Genomic DNA, 18,227 nt, shown 5'->3' with positions numbered 1-18,227 from the left:
CCCGTCGCGGCGTTGCTGTACGACGCCCTGACCGGCTACGAGCCGATGAACCTGCTCATCAACGAGACGATGCAGAAGGCGCAACCGTTGCATGAGCTTGGCACCGCGGTGTTCCCCAACGTCGCCACCGAGGTGGCGGACAAGGCGGTAACCGCCCTCGTCGCGCTGGGTAGCGCCGCACGCCGCACCCCCGAGGAAGCGGGCCTGCTGCCTTGCCGGGTGCATGCGTTCTTCCGAGGACTTCCCGGACTGTGGGCATGTATCGACCCCGAGTGCGGAGCCGTCGACCGTGACAATCTGCCGCCGGGCGTCGGACCGATCGGCAAGCTGTACCCGCAACCGCAGGCCACCTGCGACTGCGGGGCGCGGGTGTTCGAGTTCTACACCTGCCGTCACTGCGGTTCGGCCTACGCGCGCGGCTACACCGATGATCTGCAGCATCCGACGTTCTTGTGGAATGAGCGCGGCGGCGCGTTCCAGACCACCGCCGGCGCGGTCCCCGAACTGTTTCCCCTCGATCTGTTGCTGGAAGAACCGCAGGCCGGGGAGGTTCAGGTCGCCGAGATCGACCTGGTGACCGGCCGGCTCGATCCGGACAAGCCGCCGGTCCGCGGCCGCGTCGTTTTTCTCCCGAAGCTGCGCAGCGGTGAGAAGGTGACTAGCGACGACGATGGCGATGACGGCGACGACCACGCTGAAGCGGACGGCGAATTCAAGCCGTGCGGTGTCTGCGGACAGTTGGCGGGTTTCTTCGGCCGCTCCTCTGTGCAGGACCACCAGACCAAGGGCGACCAACCGTTCCAGGCACTGGTCACCCGACAGATCGAGGTGCAGCCGCCCAGCGCCCCGTACTCCACGTTCGCGCCGCTGCGCGGCCGCAAGGTGTTGGCGTTCTCCGACTCGCGACAGGTCGCCGCACGTCTGGCGCCCAACCTGCAGGCGTATTCGATGCGAGACGTGATCCGGCCGCTGATCCTGAAGGGGTGGGAAGAACTGTCCGCCCAGCCGGGCATTGGCAAGCATTTGAGCCTGGAGCGGCTGTACTTGGCGGTGATGGTGGGAGCCAGGCAACTCGAGGTGCGGCTGCGTCCGGAACTGCGGGAAGCGGAGTCCCTGCACGTTCTGAAAGCGGTCGGCAAGGCGCTCGACAACGGAGCGTTGACGGGTAACGAGGAGGCGCGCGGGGAACTACTGATGCTCACCTCCCCGCCCCCGCAGGCCCTGTTGCGTGCGATCTACCTGGCCCTGACCGACAAACACTACGGACTGGTGTCTCTGGGACTCGCGTCGATCCGAGAGAAGACCAGCCTGCGGGACGACCTCCTCGCGGTCCTGCCAGCGATCGATGGTGTCGCCACGTCCGACGAGCAGCGCCTCGCCCTGGTCCGGCTGTGGCTCGCGCAGTGGGCGACGCCCACACGCGGCATCTGGTTCTCGACGATGACCTCGGAGTGGTGGCGGCAGAAGGGCGGCGTGAAGCCCCACACCGGCAGATTCCAGGCCGTCGACCGCTGGCTGGGAACGCCGGCGGCGAAGAAGAAGTTTAAGGAGGAGTGGCTTCCGGTGCTGCTTCCCGCGTTCTGCGAGTTGGAGGGCGCGAAGTATCGTCTGCTCGCCGGCACGGTCGCGCTGGAGTCGGGCGGATTGTGGGGATACTGCGAGCGGTGCCGGTTCACCCAGCGGCCCTTCCCGGGATCAACCCGTTGCGTCAACTGCGACCAGAACCAGGTTCGCACCGTCGACCCCATGACCGACGAGGTCTTCCAAGCGCGCAAGGGCTACTACCGGCAGAGCGCCGAACGCGCCCTGCAGTCTCCCCACAAACCCATCCTCAGCATCATCGCCGCGGAGCACACCGCCCAGTTGAATGCGGCCCAATCCGACGCGGTCTTCTCACGTGCCGAGGAATACGAACTGCTGTTCCAGGACATCGATGTTGGACTGCCCCGGCCGGGGAACAGGAACGCGCCGCGATCGACGTGCTCTCATGCACCACCACGATGGAGGTCGGCATCGACATCGGCAGCCTGTCGGGTGTCGCCCTGCGCAACATGCCGCCATCGCGTGCCAACTACCAACAGCGGGCGGGCCGTGCGGGTCGTCGCGGCAACGCGGTCGCCACGGTCGTCGCATTCGGCAGCGCCGACACGCACGACGACCATTACTTCCGCAACCCGCACCTGATGATCCGCGGCGACGTGGACGACCCGGTGCTGACGTTGGACAACGACGAGATCGCCCGGCGTCATGTCATCGCCTACCTGCTGCAGCGTTACAACCAGGACAGGTTGCCCGAGATCGACCCGGAGGATCAGCCGCAACTGTTCGAAGTGCTCGGTACCGTCCGCGGGTTCGTGGGCACCACGTCACCGTTGAACCGCACCGACTTCGAAGGATGGCTGACCGAGCATGAGACTGTGCTGAGAGACGACATCGCGTCGTGGCTGCCGGCGGAGCTGACCGCAACGGACCGATCGCGTCTCCTCGACGGCCTGGTCACAGCGACCCTCGACGCGATCGATGACGCGCTCGACCTGCAAGCCGATGGGAAGTTGCCCGAACCGGAAGATGGCGACGCCGCCCCACAAGAGGTCGTGGTCGAGGACGGCGATGCCGGCGAGGACGGCGCCGAGGTGCCCACCGAGCAGCGCAGCCAGTCGAATCTGCTCGATCGCCTCCTCTACAAGGGGGTGCTGCCGAGGTACGCGTTCCCGACCGATGTGGTGGCGTTCCACGTCTTCGACCGTGCCAAGTCGGAACGGTTCCACACCGAGTTCCGGTATGCGCCGAGCCAGGGGCTGCCGGTCGCGTTGACCCAGTACGCACCCGGCAAGGTGGTGTGGATCGACAACAAGGAATGGACCTCCGGCGCCATCTACGCCCCGATGCACAAAGAGCGAGCTCAAGCGTGGCGCGACAAGATGCTCTACTTCGAATGCCAGGTGTGCCACTACGCTAAGCACGTCCCGGCAGACCAGGCCCAGCGCGGCGAGGAGCGTGACTGCGACGCGTGCGGCGCGCCCGGCAAGTTCGGCAAGGCGATGAACTGGATGCGACCGCCCGGGTTCGCCCACCGCGCCAATGACGATCCCGGCACCAGCCCTGACGACGCACCGGCGAACAGTTACGCCACGCGCGCCAAACTTGTCGCTGAGGGCCCGGAGCGCGAAGAAGCCTGGGATCACGTCACGCCCCGCCTCGAGCAGACCTACCGGCGGGACACACTGCTGGTCACCAACACCGGTCCGCGCGGCGAGGGATACACATACTGCACGAAATGCGGCCTGATCGAACCGACGCATGGTGCCACGGGTATCGTCGCCGGCCCCCACACCAAGCCGTTCCCCGACGAGCGGGAGCAAGAGTGTCAAGGATCGGGCTCGACGAAGGGTCTCGTGCTGGGCACCGACTTCATCTCCGATGTGCTGCTCGTGCGGTTGAGCGTCGAGAAGCCACTCACCTTGCGCCCGGAGCTGCTGTCCACACAGGTGGCGCTTCGGACCGTCGCGGAAGCACTCACGATCGCCGCGACACGTGAACTCGACGTGGACGCGAGCGAGTTGCAGGCCGAGTACCGCCCCGCGCTGACACCGGGCGGCAACCACGGGCAGGAGGCGGAGATCTACCTGTACGACACGCTCGCCGGCGGTGCCGGGTTCACACGGCGGGTGCACGGGTACGGGGAATTGATTTTCCGGAAGGCGCTGGGCCTGCTGGAGGACTGCCCGGCCGACTGTGACGCGTCTTGCTACCGGTGCTTGCGCAGCTTCCGCAACCGGTTCGAGCACAGCTTGCTCGACCGTCAGATCGGTGCCGACCTGTTGCGGTATGTCCTGGACGGCACCAGCCCGGTACTGAACGAGGCCCGGATGAGCCAGTCGATCGACAAGCTCCTCGCCGACCTGCAGAGCCGTGACATCGCGGGCATCGAGTTCCTGAAGAACGAACCGGCGCTCATCCCGGGGATCGGGTCGGTCACCGCCCCGATCCTCGCTCGAGGCAACGGCGGTGACCGCATCTTCTACATCCAGAGTCCGCTGACCCGGGACACCCCGCCCACGCAGGAACTCTGGGATGCGAAAGAACTCGGTGGTGTACCGATCCACCCGATCGACGACATGGTCGTCAGCCGAAACCTGCCTGTCGCGAGCCAGCAGGTGCTGCGGTGGCTGAGCTGAACGAGATGAGACTCTACGACACCGGCATCAGCCATGGTCCGGCGGTCCTGCCGGCCGTACCGGCGATGTGGAGCTACTCCTCGCTGAAGGAAGCCGAGACCTGCCCGCGCCGATTCGCCCTGGCACGAGCGGACTACCCGGATCTGTGGAAGCAGCGCGGGTACCCGCGGCTGCCGAACCTGCCCGCGATCAAGGGTGACGTGGTGCACGGGGCGCTGCAGATTATCGTCACCGCACTGATTACGGCGGGCTGCGTCTCGCCGCGGACCGCCGACGCCGTCACGGTGCTGCGGGATCTCGGAGGCTACACGGCCGTCGCGCAGCGCACCCTCGATGAACAACTACGACGACTCGATGGCAACCCTCGGATCAGCGCGGACCGGCGAGAGCAGGTCGACCGTGCCCTCTCGGACTGGCTGCCGGAGGCGCGCGAACAGATCCAGAGTTACCTCAATCGCATGACGCTACACCCTCATCCCACGCCCGCACCGGCCGGTGCGCCGACACGGCTACCCTTGAAGCGCTACCCGATTCGGGGAGGTACCCATCCCGAACGCGAACTGGTGGCCGCGCACCTGCGTGTGAAAGGTCGCGTCGACGTGCTCAGCGTCGACGCCGACGGCGCAGAGATCACGGACACGAAGACAGGCGCCGAGGCCCCGACGCACCGCGACCAGCTCCGGCTGTACGCGCTGTTGTGGACGGATGACCGCGAAAGCAACCCCGACGCTCTCCCGGTGACCGCGCTGGTTGTCGCGTACCCGCACCGGGATGTGGTGGTGGCCATCCCGACGGAGGCGGAACTCGCGGAGCTCCGCGCGGAGGTGGCCGCCAGGGTCGGTCGCGCCGACGCTATGGTTGCCGCGGACCGTCCGGCAGCCGTCGTGGGGGAGCAGTGCGGCGCGTGTGACGTGCGCGGCCTGTGCGACGCGTACTGGGAAGGGGGCGCCTCGAACACCGTGGATGTTGTCGACGGCGGCTGGTACGACGTGGAGGGGACGGTGCTGCGAGAGCACGGCGTAAAGAGTTGGGTGCTGCGGGAGCGGCGCACTGGCAGCGACCTACTCGTGCGCACGCCCCACCCGTCGTTCACCTTGCCGGTCGGTGAGCAGGTGCGGATCCTGGGTGTGAAACGCACCATCGACCCTGACGAGGCGGATGCTCTGATCGCCTCAGTAACCAGCAGCTCCGAGATCCTGTCCGTGGTGTCCCGGTAGACAAGCCTGCTGGTCGGTCGCTGGCGGCGTCTGCTCGGACGGCGCATCCTCGACGTCGGGAAGTGGCACGCGTGCACCGTGCCGGAGAGGGCGCACCAACCGGTGGGCGCGCATCGACTCGGCGACAGCGGCCTGACCGGCGCGGCGTCCTCCCCAGCGTTCGAACCACCACTGCGCGACCGCGGCCTCCCCGTCGACTTGCTCGGGATCCACGAGATAACGGGGGTCCGGGTCGATGCCGAGCGAGTAGTCGCGGAGATTTTCGACGAGCCGCACCCCGTACACGATTCTCTCGCGGCCGTGCTTGAGTAGTTCGTTGCTTGACCATCCGAGCGCAGCAAGACCGAGCCGAACCTTCCGCAACCGCGGGCTGACGCCCTCGCCGAACAGGCTGTTGACTCGGACGGTTGCGCCCTGCAATCGGGACAGTCGGACGAGCGCGTCGACGGTGTCGTCCGTGAACTGTGACGTGCCGAAGGACCGGGAGCGTCCGAGTTGATGGAAGCTGATCTGCTGGTCGTCCGGTCCGCCCATCACCGTGGCCGGCCACCGCAGCCGGTTGTATTGACTGGATCCGCTGCCATACAGCGAGGTGGTGCTGATAAAGGAGAGGCGCGACTCGCGTTCGACGCTTCGCCCGGCCATCGCGGACGCGATCTCACTGGGCCGCGCGTACTTGGTTCGGTAGGCGGAGATCACTTTCGGGGAGACGGCCAACGCTCCGACGAGCTTTCCGGCAGCCAGCGCGTTGTACGGCGCCACCGCCCCGCACACCGTCAGATCCGCGATGACCGTCCCCACCCTTTCGCCCCGCGCGCGCCGCACAAGCCGACGGACTTGCGTCCTCGCCTTGCTGTCCTTCAACGCCGCCGCGAGACCCTCGGCGGTCGGTGTGGGGTGCAGGTAGGGGTGCAGGACGAGGAAGTCTCCAGCGTGTCCGCGAGCGCCGTTGCCCGTTTGCTTCGGAACAGGGGAGTGAGGGCCCGTTCGGTCCAATTGTCTCGTTCGATCTGTCGAACCTCACGCAACGGCGTGCGGTGGTGCTTCTGCCGGTGTCGTTCAGCGTCGGCGCGCAGGAGCGCGACGGCTTCGAGAGTGGGCTGTTGAAGCGCGGTGGGTTGGAGGATGTCGTCGTTGAGCAGATCCTCGAGATAGATCTCGTGGAGTTGCGTGTCGATCCGAGTGGACAGCCATTGCGCCATCTTCTGTGTCGGCGTCTCGCGGATCGATTCGAGGAAGGTGTCGGTGTCCCATCCCATCCACTGGTCGCGTTCGGCGATCTGAACGACGGGGCTGGAGATGGCGGCGAGTCCGATGACCGCATGGTGCGCGGTGGCGGCGTCGCGGACCAGGATCGGCATGGACCGTCCGGGCACGGTGAAGTACGCGTTCGACCAGGTGTGGCGGAAATACCGCCAGATGTCGTGGAGGGCGAGTCCGGTGTGCTCGCATTTCCCGCTGTCGACGATCTGCACGTACGGCTGGATCACGGCGCTCGGGTTTTCCGCGGTCTCTAGCGCGTCGGCAAGCTCTCGACCATCACGCATCAAGTTGAAGATCGAGACCAGCCCGCCCGCATACTCGCGAGGCTTCTCCATGCGTTCGATGAATCGGCGCACGCTCGGTTGGCGGAGCTGGGGGTCACGTCGAAGGTGCTCCTGCCGCCGGATGCGGGCCTTCTCTGTCTCGGGATCGGGGTTCGAAGGAGGGGGCATGAGCAGTGGGCCGTGCCGGTACAGCTTGAGCGTCCACCCTTGTTCGGCGAGGTCGATGAGCGTGTGCGCGGCCGCGCCGAGCGTGGGGCGATTGTAGAGATCAGTGATCTCTGCCTCCTCGAACAGGCGCTCTCGGACCACGCGCCGCCGGGGATCGAGGGGGCGGTGGAGAGCACCTTGCAGAGGCGGAGGAATCCCTCGCGTTCAGTCCGTGATGTTCCGGCCGGGAGGGAGATGTTGACGTATTTCGTCTCGTCTTCGTCTGTCACGACTTCTCCAGCATCCGCCCGTATGTGGTGCCCCATTCCAGCAGTAGGGTTCGGTAGTCCTCCTCGTGGGCGCCGGCGGCGGCGATGGATCGTGCGAAGGACAGCAGAAGCAGGTCGAGGGCGGTGCGTACTGGCGCGGCGGCGTCGCCCATCTCCTGTAGGGGCCGGTACAGCGCGGTGTAGCCCGGGTGATCGGTGTTCATTGTGACGTCGAGGAGGCGTTGCCGCAGCGTCAGGTCGAACATGGAATCTCCGGTCAATTGGTTGGCGCCCAAGCGGTAGCTCAGCGCGCCGTGAGCACGCCCGTGGGAGCGGATCACGGGCAGATCCGCATCCGCGGCACCAGCGATCCGGCAGGAGCCCTGGACCGCGGCCTCAAACTTTACCTCTTCGAACGCCTGCCTCACCCGGGCGTTCAGGATCCGAGCGACAGACTCGAGCTCCGGCTCGAGGGCCTCTCGGAGCGTGGCGCTGGGGCGGATCCCCTGCTTGTTGACGGTGATGCCGAAGTGCTCATCAAGCGCCGGATGGAACTCGAGCTCGCATCGCCACCAGTCGTCGTAGTTCTCCTTGCGTTTACCGCCCATCAGGTGCCAACCGTTCGCGATCTCTCGTCCCGCGCGGAGGATCGATACGCCGCCGCCTCCGACGATGCCGCGGCGACGTTTTGTGGTGTTGTCGAGGTTGTGCCATTGTGCGACCGGCAGCGTGGTGAAGGTGACCGTGACATGGCTGGTCGATCCGCTGGCGGTCGCGATCTCGTAGTGGAGCGGTTCGAACGCGAGCCGCGCGGTGTGCCCGTGGAGCGTCGTCGACCGCATCGTCGGGTCGAAGGCCTCGACGATGCTGCCGTTGATGCGCAGCGTGAACGCGCCAGCGAGGAAGCGGCGAAACATCCGTCCAAGGTCTTTGTGGAGCGCGCGTTCAAGCCATGCCAGACGCTTGTACTCGATGCGGTCGCAGTCGTGCCAGACCACTCGGCAGCCCGACGGTGACTCGCCGGCTGCGCCTGGCGACGGGGCGAGATCGGCAGGGTGGCCAGTCACGACGGCGTCGACGTCGAGCGTCACGGACTGCGCGGTAGATCCCGGCCGCCATGCGGTGACCTCGATTCGTCGCGCCTGGCTGAGGGACGCGGAGGAAGCCCCATCCCGAATCTGCCGAAGGAATCGCGTGCATCGAACCGTGATGAGCCCCCGAAGCGCAGACACGCTGCTAGTTCTGCTGTGTCCATGCCGCCGCCGTTGTCTTCGATGCTGATCCGGGGCAGGTTGCGGTCGGCGTCTCGATCGACCTGGATGTCGACGAGCGTTGCGCCAGCCTGGAGGGAGTTGTCGACGAGTTCGGCAAGAGCGCTCGACACGCTCAGGTAGCCAGATTCTCGGACGGCGCGGATGAAGTTCTCGGGCATGACAAGGCTGTCGTCGCGCCGATGAATCCGGTCCATGCGGGGGTCCCTTCAGTGCGGAACGGGGTCACTCCAGAGTAGCTCGCCGGGCACGTCAGTGCAGGCTATGGATCCATACGATTTCTTGCGACACCCGCGCGGTGCCTCGACGCACGTCGCGATCTACTGAAGGACTCGGGCGACAGCTTCGCTGCATTCCATAGGCGCGAGGGCGAAGAGCTTTCCGTAGCCACCTGCGCGGCTGGAACTGATGCCTTGGCGTGGAGCAGATCTCGCATGCGAACGTGACTTCGGGCGACGAAGAGTCGTGCGGCCGCAGATGCCACCGCCGCCGCAGCAGCGCCGGCAACGCTTTCAACGTCTCGGGTTTTGTACTCGCGCTCTCGTCCTACGCGAGCCCGGTCGCGGACGGTTTCTGAGTATGCTGCAGGGCTCGGACGCCGGCGTCGATCGGGCCTCACGTCCTACCAAACGTGCCGTTGACGGAGATGCCATGGGGAGTGAGGCGGAATCGCCAAGTCCTCCGCAGGCTACTTGGGGTCCGTGTGGTCGGTAGTGCCGGTCGCTCTGTCGTGGTGCTCAGGACACAGCACCGAAACCCACAGGTTGATGACGTACTGGGCTCCGGGTGCCCCGCACACCTCACAGGTCTCGATGCTCTCCCATTCGGCGGCGCGGATCGCGTCGTTGAATTCTTCGTTGTACTCGCTGACGTCGTCCGACGGCGTGGCGTAGAACGACAGTGAACCGAACTTCGACTTGCACTGCTGTAGAACGTACCCCGGTGTGATCGTGCGCAGGTGAGCGTCGAGTCGCGCCAGCAGTGGGTACCAGCCGGAGCTGACGTCGAGGATCGGGGGCCATCCCGGCGCGATGCGATCGATCAGGCGCTGCATGTCGGGTGGGTACTCGCTCTGTTCCATCGTTCCGATCACTCACCTTTCGATCGCGCGTCTGCGATGGGCCGTTCCGCGCGTTCGCATCCATTCATAGCCGCGGGATCCGACATTCCGTTCTCAAGCCTCGGCATTCCTGCGAGACGTGCCAGTTGTCGGTGCCGCGATCGTTCGCGGAATGCGCGCCCGACCCGCAGGCTCCGTGTGACGCCCTTGTCGAAGCTGATGAGCCCGCGGCGGCGCCAGTCGATGGTGACGTGACCTCGGAAAGCAGCGACAGCGCGTCGCCGCTCTATGAACTCCATCTCGCGAGGGAAAGGAGCGGGTAGGCCATGGGTTTCTGGCATGAGATGTGCGAACAACTCTGCGAACGTCGGTCCGAGGCCTGTGCGTCGCCGCGTCTGCGCGATGAAGATCGCCGCAGCCAGCGCCCATTCATCGCCTGTGTCGTCACCCGTGAAGGACTCGAACATGTAGGTCCACTCGGCAGGCGGTGGCACGTCGATGCCCCGCCACCAGATGGGGTAAGAGTCGGATGCCATGGCCGCAGTCGCATTCGCGGTCGCTGCACGAGCCTCGCCCGCGACGCGACCGGTAGTCATCGGGCTGGGCAGCACACGTGCAAGGAAGCGGAGGAGTCCGATGGGCGTTGATTGTTTCGTATGGCCTCCGAAATTATGCCATACGGAATAGGCCATATCGGTAGGTGCCCCTAGCGACGCTGAGGATGTGGGCCACGGAGACGACATCGCTGACAGGGAATGGGCTGCCTACGCTCAGCGGTTGGCCACATCGCTTCGCCGCGCCCGCGAGGGTGCCGGGCTCAGCCAAGAACAGGTGGCCTATCGCGCAGGGCTCACCCGCTACACCTACCAGAAGTATGAGAAGGGCGAGTCGCGGCCCGGGCGTCCGGCGAACCCGACCTTGCGCACGGTCCTGGCGATCTCGCAGGTACTGGGCATGTCTCTCGATGATCTCATTCCAGACGCGATCCCGGACTTACGCAGCAGGTAGCGGAGGTCGATCGGTATCACTGGGTCTTGGCGATGGAGCTGACGGACAAACGGGGCAACCGTCGCCTTTGCAGCGCTTTGCCACGGGTGCTTCCCAGATGTGTCCGCTCGCGCATCGCCAGATCGCGTTGCGGCTCGATGACGGCTTCACGAGTTGAGGCGATCCTCTGTTGCTCGCGTCCCACTCGGCCGCAAGCTCCGGTCTCAGCGTCAACAGGTCGTTCACGCCAGGGACGGCGTAATGGCCCTTGCAGCAGGGGCACCCTGCCGGTCTCCGCCCGGTTCGGCTTGAGATGATCGCTTCCCAAACGTGACCTTCCGCACATCTCCACGTCGCGACACGACGCGAACCGGGGGTTACATCCTGCGGACGCAGAACGTTCGTCTCATCCCACTCGTGCGCGAGCTCTGGGTGGAGCGTGGCGAGGTCTGTCTCGCCGGGCATAACGCGATGTCCGGAGCAGTATGGGCATCCTTCGCTGGCACGTGAGCGGGTGTAGACCTTTGCTTCCCATAAGTGACCGCGTTCGCACTCCCAAATGACCTTCTTGCCGGAGTTTGGACGAACGTGCTCAGGTCGAAGTTCATTGCTACTGTGCCACTCCGCAGCCAGATCGGGCCGAAGGGTTGCGAGATCGGAGACTCCGGGCAGAGCGCGCTTGCCAGCGCAATATGGGCAACCTGTGCCGCGAGACCGATTCGAGATGGATGCTTGCCATCGATGACCACAGGCGCCGGCCCACCAGACCCGTCGGGGCGAACTGGCGCCGATCGTGTCGGGTGTCAGGGCGCCGTTGCCCTGGTGGTCCCACTCAGCGGCGAGGTCCGGGCGCAGCGTGGTCAGGTCGGTTTCGCCCGGAGTGGCGCGGCTGCCGCCGCAGTAGGGGCAGCCGGAACCTAGACGCGCTCTGTTGTTGATTGAGGCCTTCCATCGATGCCCCACGCCGCAGATCCAATTGATGCGGCGACGGGAGCTTGTGCTGACGTGATCCGGATCGCCAGCGTTCGCTCCGGGTGCATCGTCCCATTCGTTTGCGAGGTCCGGGTGCAGCGTACCGAGATCTGACTGTCCCGGCCAGATAGCCAGCGTGGCGCAATAGGGGCAGCCGGAAATCGCTCTGGTATACGGCGTCGACTCCCACGAGTGCCCTTGGTCGCACACCCACCATGCTTTCGCAGAAGTGCCTGATGGATCCCATGGGTCGCGAGCGTCGTCGTTTCGGCCCCAGTCCCACTCGCCGACGGCGTGGGGACGCCGCTTGATCCACAGCGGATACGGCGCGGTCGTATCGATGATCGCGGACGCGTCCACGATGTCCAGGGGAACGTCGAGTGGATCGATGCGGGTCGGTCGAACCTCCCGGCGATGGGGGCGAAGCCACAACACGATCCGCTCGACGAGCACTTGAGTCGACCCATGCATCGCCGGCAGCGCGTCGACAATTGCGGGGCGAAGCTCGTCTGCGGGAAGCGAGTTCCACCGTGCGACCTCGTGCTCGTTGGACAGCACCTTCAAGGTGGTGATTGTTTCGACGAACAACGCTGCGCGCCCACGGACCTCGTGGTCGTCGAGGCACTCGAGCAGTGTCGTCTTCCAGCCGGCGGGTTCGGTCAGCCACGCGTTGTCGCGCACCATTTCCCACACCCGGGCGTGCAATCCAGCGTCAACGCTGCCAGTCGCGACCAAACGCCTGAAAGTGCGCTCGGCCTTCGCCAGTAGGGGGTCGAATGGCACGATGATCTGCGACTCCGGCGTGGTACCGGGGCCTACCCAGACGAGCTGACCTGGGTGCCGTAGACACCAGTTCTCGCGATCGTGGGGAATTTGCTCTACACGCTCACCCGCGGCGCAGAGGCGACAGAGGAATCGTTCGGCGTAGTTCTGAGTCGGATTGGGCTGAGCGATGCGCTTGATGCGGAGATAATGGCCTTCGGGACGCCCGGCTGCGGCCTCGATTGTCATCGCAGCAGCAGCCATGTTGACCCAAACGCGGTAGATGTACGGCCGGGCCTCAGTCGTAAGTCCGCGTTCGACGTAGTCGAACGGAATGCCTGCGGCTGCGCATTGGCGCTGTGCATACGACTTCGGCGTCTCCAACCTGTGCCATTTAGGTCGAATGGGCCACGCCCGGGCGTCGGTCACGCAGCCTCCACGAGGTCGCCAATCTGAACCTTGTGCCGGATCCTCGTGGTCCGCCGAAGACCGTCCAAGACAGCGAAGACCCGCTCTCGGGTCACCTTCTCGCTGGTGCGGTCGGGATCATCGAGGATAGAGGCCATAAGGGGCTCTTCGGACATCCGGTGGGGGTGAGGCTCGCCGGGTGATGTTCGGCGGGTAGGGGTCGAGGTCCCCGAGGATCAGTAGCGCTAACTGTCTGATCTTCACGAGGACCTCGACGTGCTTCACCCTACTTCGGGGTGCGCTTCTGCGCGCTCTGCGACTGATCCGTGTTCCCGCTGCGACGTTCTGCTGGGTCTTCCTGATGTCCATGTCGAGCGCGTCGACCGTCGCGACGGGCTGCTGGTGGTGACGGTCTCGACGCCAGCGGCACCGACCGGCTGTCCCTCGTGTGGGGTCGTCGCGACCGGTCGTGGCCGCCGCCGACGGGTGCTTCATGATGTGCCCGCGACGACGCGGGTGCGGATTGTGTGGCGGCAGCGGGTCTGGCGGTGCGATGAGGTGGGATGCGCGCGGCGGACGTTCGTGGAGCAACTCCCGGGCCTGGTCGCCCGGCGCGGGTCGATCACCACGCGCGCCGTCGGCTGGGCGATCGGGCAGTTGCGCCGCGAGCACGCCACCGTGCACGGTATCGCCCGTCAGCTCGGCACGTCGTGGAAGACGGTGTGGCGCGCTGTCGAGCCTGAGTTGGAGCGGCTCGCGGCCGACGAGTCCCGGTTCGAGAACGTCACCACGCTCGGTGTCGATGAGCACATCTGGCATCACGTCGACCCCCGCAAGAGCGGTCCGAAGGAGCTGACCGGGATGGTCGATCTGAGCCGCGACAGCACCGGAAAGACGCGGGCCAGGCTGCTTGACCTGGTGCCTGGCCGCTCCGGGAAGGCCTACGCATCCTGGCTCGCCGAACGCGGCGAAGCGTTCCGGAGGAACGTGAAGGTCGCCGCTCTTGACCCGTTCGCCGGCTACAAGACCGCGATCGACGACAAGCTCGAAGACGCCACGGCCGTGCTGGACGCGTTCCACGTCGTCAAGCTCGGCACCGCCGCCGTCGACGAGGTCCGCCGCCGGGTTCAGCAGGACACCCTCGGGCATCGCGGTCGTAAGGGCGACCCGCTCTACGGGATCCAGACCATCCTCCGCGCCGGCGCCGAGAACCTCACCGAGAAGCAGCGGACCAGACTCGCGGCAGCGATCGAGGCCGACCCCGCGCACGACGAGGTGTTCGTCGCGTGGCAGTGCGCCCAGCAACTGCGTTCCGCCTACCACCAGAAGGACCTCGCCGAGGGGCGACGGATCGCGCAGAAGGTCGTCGAGTCGTTCCACACCTGCCCGATCCCCGAGATCGCCCGCCTCGGCCGCACCCTCCGCCGCTGGCGAGCCGCGTTCCTGGCGTACTTCACGACCGGACGATCATCGAACGGCGGAACTGAGGCCGTGAACGGGATCATCGAGCTGCACCGCCGCCTCGCCCGCGGCTTCCGCAACCGCGACAACTACCGGCTCCGCATGCTCCTCGCCGCCGGCGGCCTCACCCCATGACCCCCACCGAAAGTCCGAAGAGCCCCATAAGGCGCTCTATGATCATCGCGAGCACCGAGAGGCGGCCGTCTGCGGCGGCATGGAGAGCAGGGGCGTTTCTTGTGAGTGTCCCGGGGATGTGTTCACATAGCGGCAGATTTCGGTCGAAAATCGCGACCCACCGACGCCAGAGCGCCATGCCCTCCTCGGTTCTGATGTCTACCCTCCGAAGCTCCACCAGATCGCACCGCATCGTGACCTGAAGGCCTTCGCCCGAACCAAAGGCCTTGCCGCTGGCGAGATTGATCCCAACTAGCACGACGGTGGCCGAGGACTCGTTCTGCAGTGCCTTGATCACGCTCGACGGCTCACTGCCTCCGAGGTTGTGTGCCTCATCGATGACGAGCAGCTTCGTGTGATGGACGTGCAGCAACTCGACTGCTCGTCGCCGGAGGTTGTCTGTCGTGATCTGCGTCGGCAAAGTGATGGTCGGAGCGAGGAACCGGATGATTTGACTGAGCAGCGCCTTGCCTGTCGCGTGGTCGGTCACTTCTACCCACACGACGGGCACCTCGCCGTTGTCGGCGTAGTCGGGAAACTTCTTGGCATGATCCTGTTCCACCGAACGTGCGAGCAGTAGCGCGAGCTCAGTCTTGCCGTAAAACATCGGAGCCGAGACCATGAGGCCTCGGCGGGAGTTCTTGCGGCGCGGGTTCGAGATGATGTGCTTGGCGAGGATCCGGGTGCTGAGCTCTTGCTCGGGCGTCGGTACCCGAAGTGTCAGCCGCAGGTAGTCATCGCGTGCCTCGTCATAGAGGCTGCGTACGGATGCCGTCAGTGCGGTGTACTCCGCGAACGTTATGGCAGGCGGAGCCGCAGGCAGGGCTGTCAGGGCCTCGCGCAGTCCAGGGAGAGTCGTCTTCGTGTCGTGATGGAGGATGAGCGGCTCGACGATCATGGTCGGATCTCTTTCACCGTGACGATGTCGTACGCTGACGAACTCCAGTCGATGTCGGTGACGTCGACTGGATTGCTCCAATCGCGAAGCTCGATGGGGACAGGCTCGGCGAGCGGAACATCCAGCTCTTCGTCGCCTGTGGATCTCGCGGCGGCTTCACGCAGCTGCCGTTGACGGGCCCGTTTGTCACTCCGCGCGCGCCGCTCGATCTCATCGAGAAATTCTGCTGTCTTCGGGATCTCCCCGGCTCACCTGTGCCGAAGCGATCGACGAGCTTCACCTGGGCTTCAGCAACCATCCATGCGCCCCGATCGTCGATCAGTTTGTCCCAGCACTCGATCCATTCCCCCGTCTCGGGATGCTCGACCCACACTGCGTTCGAGTTGTGCGGGTCGTAGCGGATGTCGAACTGTCGGGCCTGTCGTGAACCGGCCGCAGCGCCCGTCAGCGATCGATTGCGCAGATCAGCCAGGAGCGGTGAGTCGTATACGCGGTTCCTAAATGCGATCCCTTCCTTGCTGATCACACGTGGCTCGCTGGGGAGCAGCGCAAAGAAGTCCTCTGCGCGGAAGGGCAACTGAACGCCCGGGCCGACTTCGAAAAGCGCCGCGTACATCTGGTTTGGCGTCCACTTCCGGCCGGGGAACAGGGGCGATCTCAGCCCACCGTGCTGCTTGTTCAGGAACACTGTCGTGATCCAAACGTCGAAGGCGAGCCGTACGGAATCGAGGGTGAGGATTGGAGCGTCGCGCTTTCCTCGGTTGTGCACGGCGTTGCCGGTTGAGCCCGCCAGCCACGTAGCGAAGTCGGAAGAGGTCGTCCCGAAATTGCGCTCCACGTGCGGTTTGACGGTCGGAGCGTTGGGCGGCGCGAGAACGAGATTGATCCCGAACGCACGGCATGCTGCCTCAAACGTGGCCGAACGGAAATCGGCACCGCCATCGATGGTGATCGAGTGCGGGAAGATCCAGGGCACGGCGAGCGAGTCATCATCGAGGTAGGGGTTGATCTTCTTCATGAGCTCGACGGGCAGCGTCGCCGAGCCGGCGAGAGTCGCAGCAGCGGAGCCCGGAATGGCCCTTCGCCCGACGATCGCCCGCGCCAGCAGCAGTGCGTGGTCGTGGCCGTTAGGTGAATCAGCGTGGATCGCCCAGGCCAGCGGAACCCTGCTACCCACGCAGAAGAGCGCCGTCGCCGTAGGGCGGAAGATGTTGCCTTTCTCATCCCACACCTGCACGTCCAGCTTCGTCGAGTCGATCTCGCAGACTTGGCCGAGCCTGTGCGCGCTGCCCGAAAAGTACTCGCGATCGGGGCTATTGGACGCAGTTCGCCGGCTCGTTGCCTTTCCGAAGGTGTATCGACCGGCGTCGCGCTCGTTGATGTATCCCTGGAGCGTGGTGTCCTTGATGTCGCAGATCGGGTCGCCCGGGTACATGGCCTGTAAGGCCCGCCGAACGAGTTCGGCGCAATGGCGCCGGCTGCTCGTCGACATGTTGACTCGGCTGTCGAGTTCGCGGTCGATGATGGCCACCAGGCGCGGATCGGCCTTCGCGATCATCAACCGCTTCTTTCTTTTCGGATGCAGACGCGCATCCACGCCAGCGACGCCCTCCGACCGGTAGTCGTTCCAGAAGTTGAACCATGCCTTTCGTGACCTCCCCAGCGTTGTCCCGGCCAGCTCTTCGATTTTCGATGCGATCCGCTGCTCCTGCGTCGTCGCGGAAAGGTCGTACTGCGGACGTGGGGCTGTCGCGGTTGGATCCATGGGAACGCCACGAAACACCTCCAGCAGGTGCTTCTCCATGTCGAGCACATCGGCCGGCCAGTCGCCTGAGATCCTTCGAAGAGGAGTGTTCGAGTCGCGCCGGGCTGTGCCGGCGTGCGAGAGCAGCTCTGGCATCGACAGACTCAGCCAATCGTCGGCGGTCCCGTCGCGACGGAGCCTAGCCTCGATCCCGCGGCGGACGCTTTCCCAGACCCAGACCTCACCATTGATCTCGACGGTGTCGCCGAGGCGAAGCTTGTACTCCTCAGACATCACGCTGCCTTTTGCCCAGGTATTGAATCTGCACCAGGTATTGAATCTGCAGTGGTGTAGACGGTTTCGCTGCTGAATACTGCAGCCAGGTCCAGATTGAGCAAGCGTCGCCACGCCATGTTGTCGAGCCATGCGCACGCGAGAGGTGGGCAGTCTGGCGCGGTGATTCGGCATAGCTCCCCGCGTGGACGGCCGCCTGCGGCGAGTTCGAGGATCCGGGACTCTGTCGCCGGTGCGGGTCGGCAACGATCATGGCGCGACGCCGACAGACAGTCGAGGTTGGCTGTCGCGCGGTTGTTGTGGCCCGTGAGCACCTTGTAGCGCCAGCCGAGTGCGCCGCAGATCGTTGCCGTTTCGTCGAACTGGACTCGTGCATGTTCATCAATGCGCGCTGCGGGACGCACATCGAAAAGCCCGAATCTTCCGTCAGTGAATAGGGCCAGGAAGTCAGGGATGTGCGAGTCCCCGGAAAGTCTCGTTCCGTGCCCGAAGGTGAGAGCCAGCGGCTGCGACCACAACCGCTCCACTTGCCCGCTGTAGTCCAGCCATAGGACTTCCCATCGCTCGAGCTGAGACTCGCACCACACGTGGGACCCAGTGCGCTGCCAGTAGTACATGGCCGGGGTGAACCGATGGCGGACGCCCTTCGACTTGCGAACCCTCATTGGGTCGATCTCTGCCCAGTCCCTGTCGCCGAGCGCCCGATTGACGATTGCCCACTCCTGGAGTCCAGCCGTCGTGCGACCGCTGTCCGTGCGAGGGATCCAGTGAACTTCAGTGGATGCCGTGCGCCGTCGGGCGTTGATCGGCTTTGCCTCATCTACTGGCCGCATCGCAG

The 18,227-nt window shown here is 65.3% G+C and carries 14 protein-coding genes and 2 pseudogenes; 6 read left to right on the top strand and 10 right to left on the bottom strand.

Features of this window, described 5'->3' with window-relative positions:
* Positions 1-45: 45 nt before the first annotated feature.
* From QUE33_RS16465 to QUE33_RS11340, 4 genes and pseudogenes are all read left to right on the top strand, one after another.
* Positions 46-696 (top strand): annotated as a pseudogene (locus QUE33_RS16465) (hypothetical protein); the annotation flags it as partial.
* Between the two features lie 1,304 nt (positions 697-2,000).
* Positions 2,001-2,048: pseudogene (locus QUE33_RS16230) on the top strand (hypothetical protein); the annotation flags it as partial.
* Between the two features lie 135 nt (positions 2,049-2,183).
* A complete protein-coding gene (locus tag QUE33_RS11345) occupies positions 2,184-4,178 on the top strand; it encodes a DUF1998 domain-containing protein (RefSeq protein ID WP_286300127.1) in 1,995 nt (664 codons plus the stop codon).
* Positions 4,166-5,395, top strand: coding sequence for a PD-(D/E)XK nuclease family protein (locus tag QUE33_RS11340; RefSeq protein WP_286300125.1), 1,230 nt, complete (start codon positions 4,166-4,168; stop codon positions 5,393-5,395). Before QUE33_RS11345 ends, QUE33_RS11340 begins: the two co-directional genes overlap by 13 nt.
* On the opposite strand, the gene QUE33_RS11335 is transcribed toward QUE33_RS11340, so the two are convergent.
* The 5 genes from QUE33_RS11335 to QUE33_RS11320 all read right to left on the bottom strand — a co-directional run bounded on the left by QUE33_RS11335 (position 5,351) and on the right by QUE33_RS11320 (position 9,710).
* Positions 5,351-6,220, bottom strand: a complete 870-nt coding sequence (locus QUE33_RS11335) for a Druantia anti-phage system protein DruA (protein ID WP_286303153.1) — start codon at positions 6,218-6,220, stop codon at positions 5,351-5,353. The genes QUE33_RS11340 and QUE33_RS11335 overlap by 45 nt on opposite strands.
* 35 nt (positions 6,221-6,255) lie before the next feature.
* On the bottom strand, positions 6,256-7,014 hold the full coding sequence (locus tag QUE33_RS11330; RefSeq protein ID WP_286300124.1) for a Druantia anti-phage system protein DruA: 759 nt from the start codon (positions 7,012-7,014) through the stop codon (positions 6,256-6,258).
* 361 nt (positions 7,015-7,375) lie between these two features.
* On the bottom strand, positions 7,376-8,449 hold the full coding sequence (locus QUE33_RS11325; RefSeq protein ID WP_286300123.1) for a hypothetical protein: 1,074 nt from the start codon (positions 8,447-8,449) through the stop codon (positions 7,376-7,378).
* A complete protein-coding gene (locus tag QUE33_RS16225) occupies positions 8,446-8,790 on the bottom strand; it encodes an ATP-binding protein (protein WP_350226456.1) in 345 nt (114 codons plus the stop codon). Before QUE33_RS16225 ends, QUE33_RS11325 begins: the two co-directional genes overlap by 4 nt.
* A gap of 527 nt (positions 8,791-9,317) precedes the next feature.
* Positions 9,318-9,710: a hypothetical protein gene (locus QUE33_RS11320; RefSeq protein ID WP_286300120.1), complete on the bottom strand. Its 393-nt coding sequence runs from the start codon at positions 9,708-9,710 to the stop codon at positions 9,318-9,320.
* Between the two features lie 756 nt (positions 9,711-10,466).
* Between QUE33_RS11320 and QUE33_RS11315 the strand changes: the two genes are divergently transcribed.
* On the top strand, positions 10,467-10,697 hold the full coding sequence (locus tag QUE33_RS11315) for a helix-turn-helix transcriptional regulator (RefSeq protein ID WP_286300115.1): 231 nt from the start codon (positions 10,467-10,469) through the stop codon (positions 10,695-10,697).
* Here the strand turns inward: QUE33_RS11315 and QUE33_RS11310 are convergent.
* Positions 10,683-12,839: a zinc-ribbon domain-containing protein gene (locus tag QUE33_RS11310; RefSeq protein WP_286300113.1), complete on the bottom strand. Its 2,157-nt coding sequence runs from the start codon at positions 12,837-12,839 to the stop codon at positions 10,683-10,685. The two genes, QUE33_RS11315 and QUE33_RS11310, sit on opposite strands and share 15 nt — an antisense overlap.
* Entirely contained in the window at positions 12,836-12,994 is a 159-nt protein-coding gene (locus QUE33_RS11305) for a hypothetical protein (RefSeq protein WP_286300112.1), read from the bottom strand. The genes QUE33_RS11310 and QUE33_RS11305 overlap by 4 nt, the downstream gene beginning before the upstream one ends.
* A gap of 100 nt (positions 12,995-13,094) precedes the next feature.
* Here QUE33_RS11305 and QUE33_RS11300 point away from each other — a divergent pair, with 100 nt between their 5' ends.
* Entirely contained in the window at positions 13,095-14,414 is a 1,320-nt protein-coding gene (locus QUE33_RS11300) for an ISL3 family transposase (RefSeq protein ID WP_434019600.1), read from the top strand.
* On the opposite strand, the gene QUE33_RS11295 is transcribed toward QUE33_RS11300, so the two are convergent.
* The 3 genes from QUE33_RS11295 to QUE33_RS16220 are packed head-to-tail and all read right to left on the bottom strand — an operon-like array spanning position 14,404 to position 18,054.
* Positions 14,404-15,351, bottom strand: a complete 948-nt coding sequence (locus QUE33_RS11295) for a TniB family NTP-binding protein (RefSeq protein ID WP_286300111.1) — start codon at positions 15,349-15,351, stop codon at positions 14,404-14,406. The two genes, QUE33_RS11300 and QUE33_RS11295, sit on opposite strands and share 11 nt — an antisense overlap.
* 13 nt (positions 15,352-15,364) lie before the next feature.
* Entirely contained in the window at positions 15,365-17,389 is a 2,025-nt protein-coding gene (locus QUE33_RS11290; RefSeq protein WP_286300108.1) for a Mu transposase C-terminal domain-containing protein, read from the bottom strand.
* Positions 17,389-18,054, bottom strand: coding sequence for a TnsA-like heteromeric transposase endonuclease subunit (locus tag QUE33_RS16220; RefSeq protein ID WP_350226455.1), 666 nt, complete (start codon positions 18,052-18,054; stop codon positions 17,389-17,391). The genes QUE33_RS11290 and QUE33_RS16220 overlap by 1 nt, the downstream gene beginning before the upstream one ends.
* Positions 18,055-18,227: the final 173 nt, after the last annotated feature.

The sequence above is a fragment of the Microbacterium suwonense genome (assembly GCF_030296555.1).
Classification (GTDB): domain Bacteria; phylum Actinomycetota; class Actinomycetes; order Actinomycetales; family Microbacteriaceae; genus Microbacterium; species Microbacterium suwonense.
Note: the sequence above shows the minus strand (reverse complement) of the source record. Positions and strands in the feature narration are given on the sequence as shown.

Bases quoted from the DNA above. Each gene is read 5' to 3' on its own strand.
- QUE33_RS11345 (WP_286300127.1), top strand. From the start codon at position 2,184: ATGATCCGCGGCGACGTGGACGACCCGGTGCTGACGTTGGACAACGAC.
- QUE33_RS16225 (WP_350226456.1), bottom strand. From the start codon at position 8,790: ATGCCCGAGAACTTCATCCGCGCCGTCCGAGAATCTGGCTACCTGAGC.
- QUE33_RS11320 (WP_286300120.1), bottom strand. From the start codon at position 9,710: ATGGAACAGAGCGAGTACCCACCCGACATGCAGCGCCTGATCGATCGC.
- QUE33_RS11305 (WP_286300112.1), bottom strand. From the start codon at position 12,994: ATGTCCGAAGAGCCCCTTATGGCCTCTATCCTCGATGATCCCGACCGC.
- QUE33_RS11295 (WP_286300111.1), bottom strand. From the start codon at position 15,351: ATGATCGTCGAGCCGCTCATCCTCCATCACGACACGAAGACGACTCTC.
- QUE33_RS11290 (WP_286300108.1), bottom strand. From the start codon at position 17,389: ATGTCTGAGGAGTACAAGCTTCGCCTCGGCGACACCGTCGAGATCAAT.
- QUE33_RS16220 (WP_350226455.1), bottom strand. From the start codon at position 18,054: ATGAGGGTTCGCAAGTCGAAGGGCGTCCGCCATCGGTTCACCCCGGCC.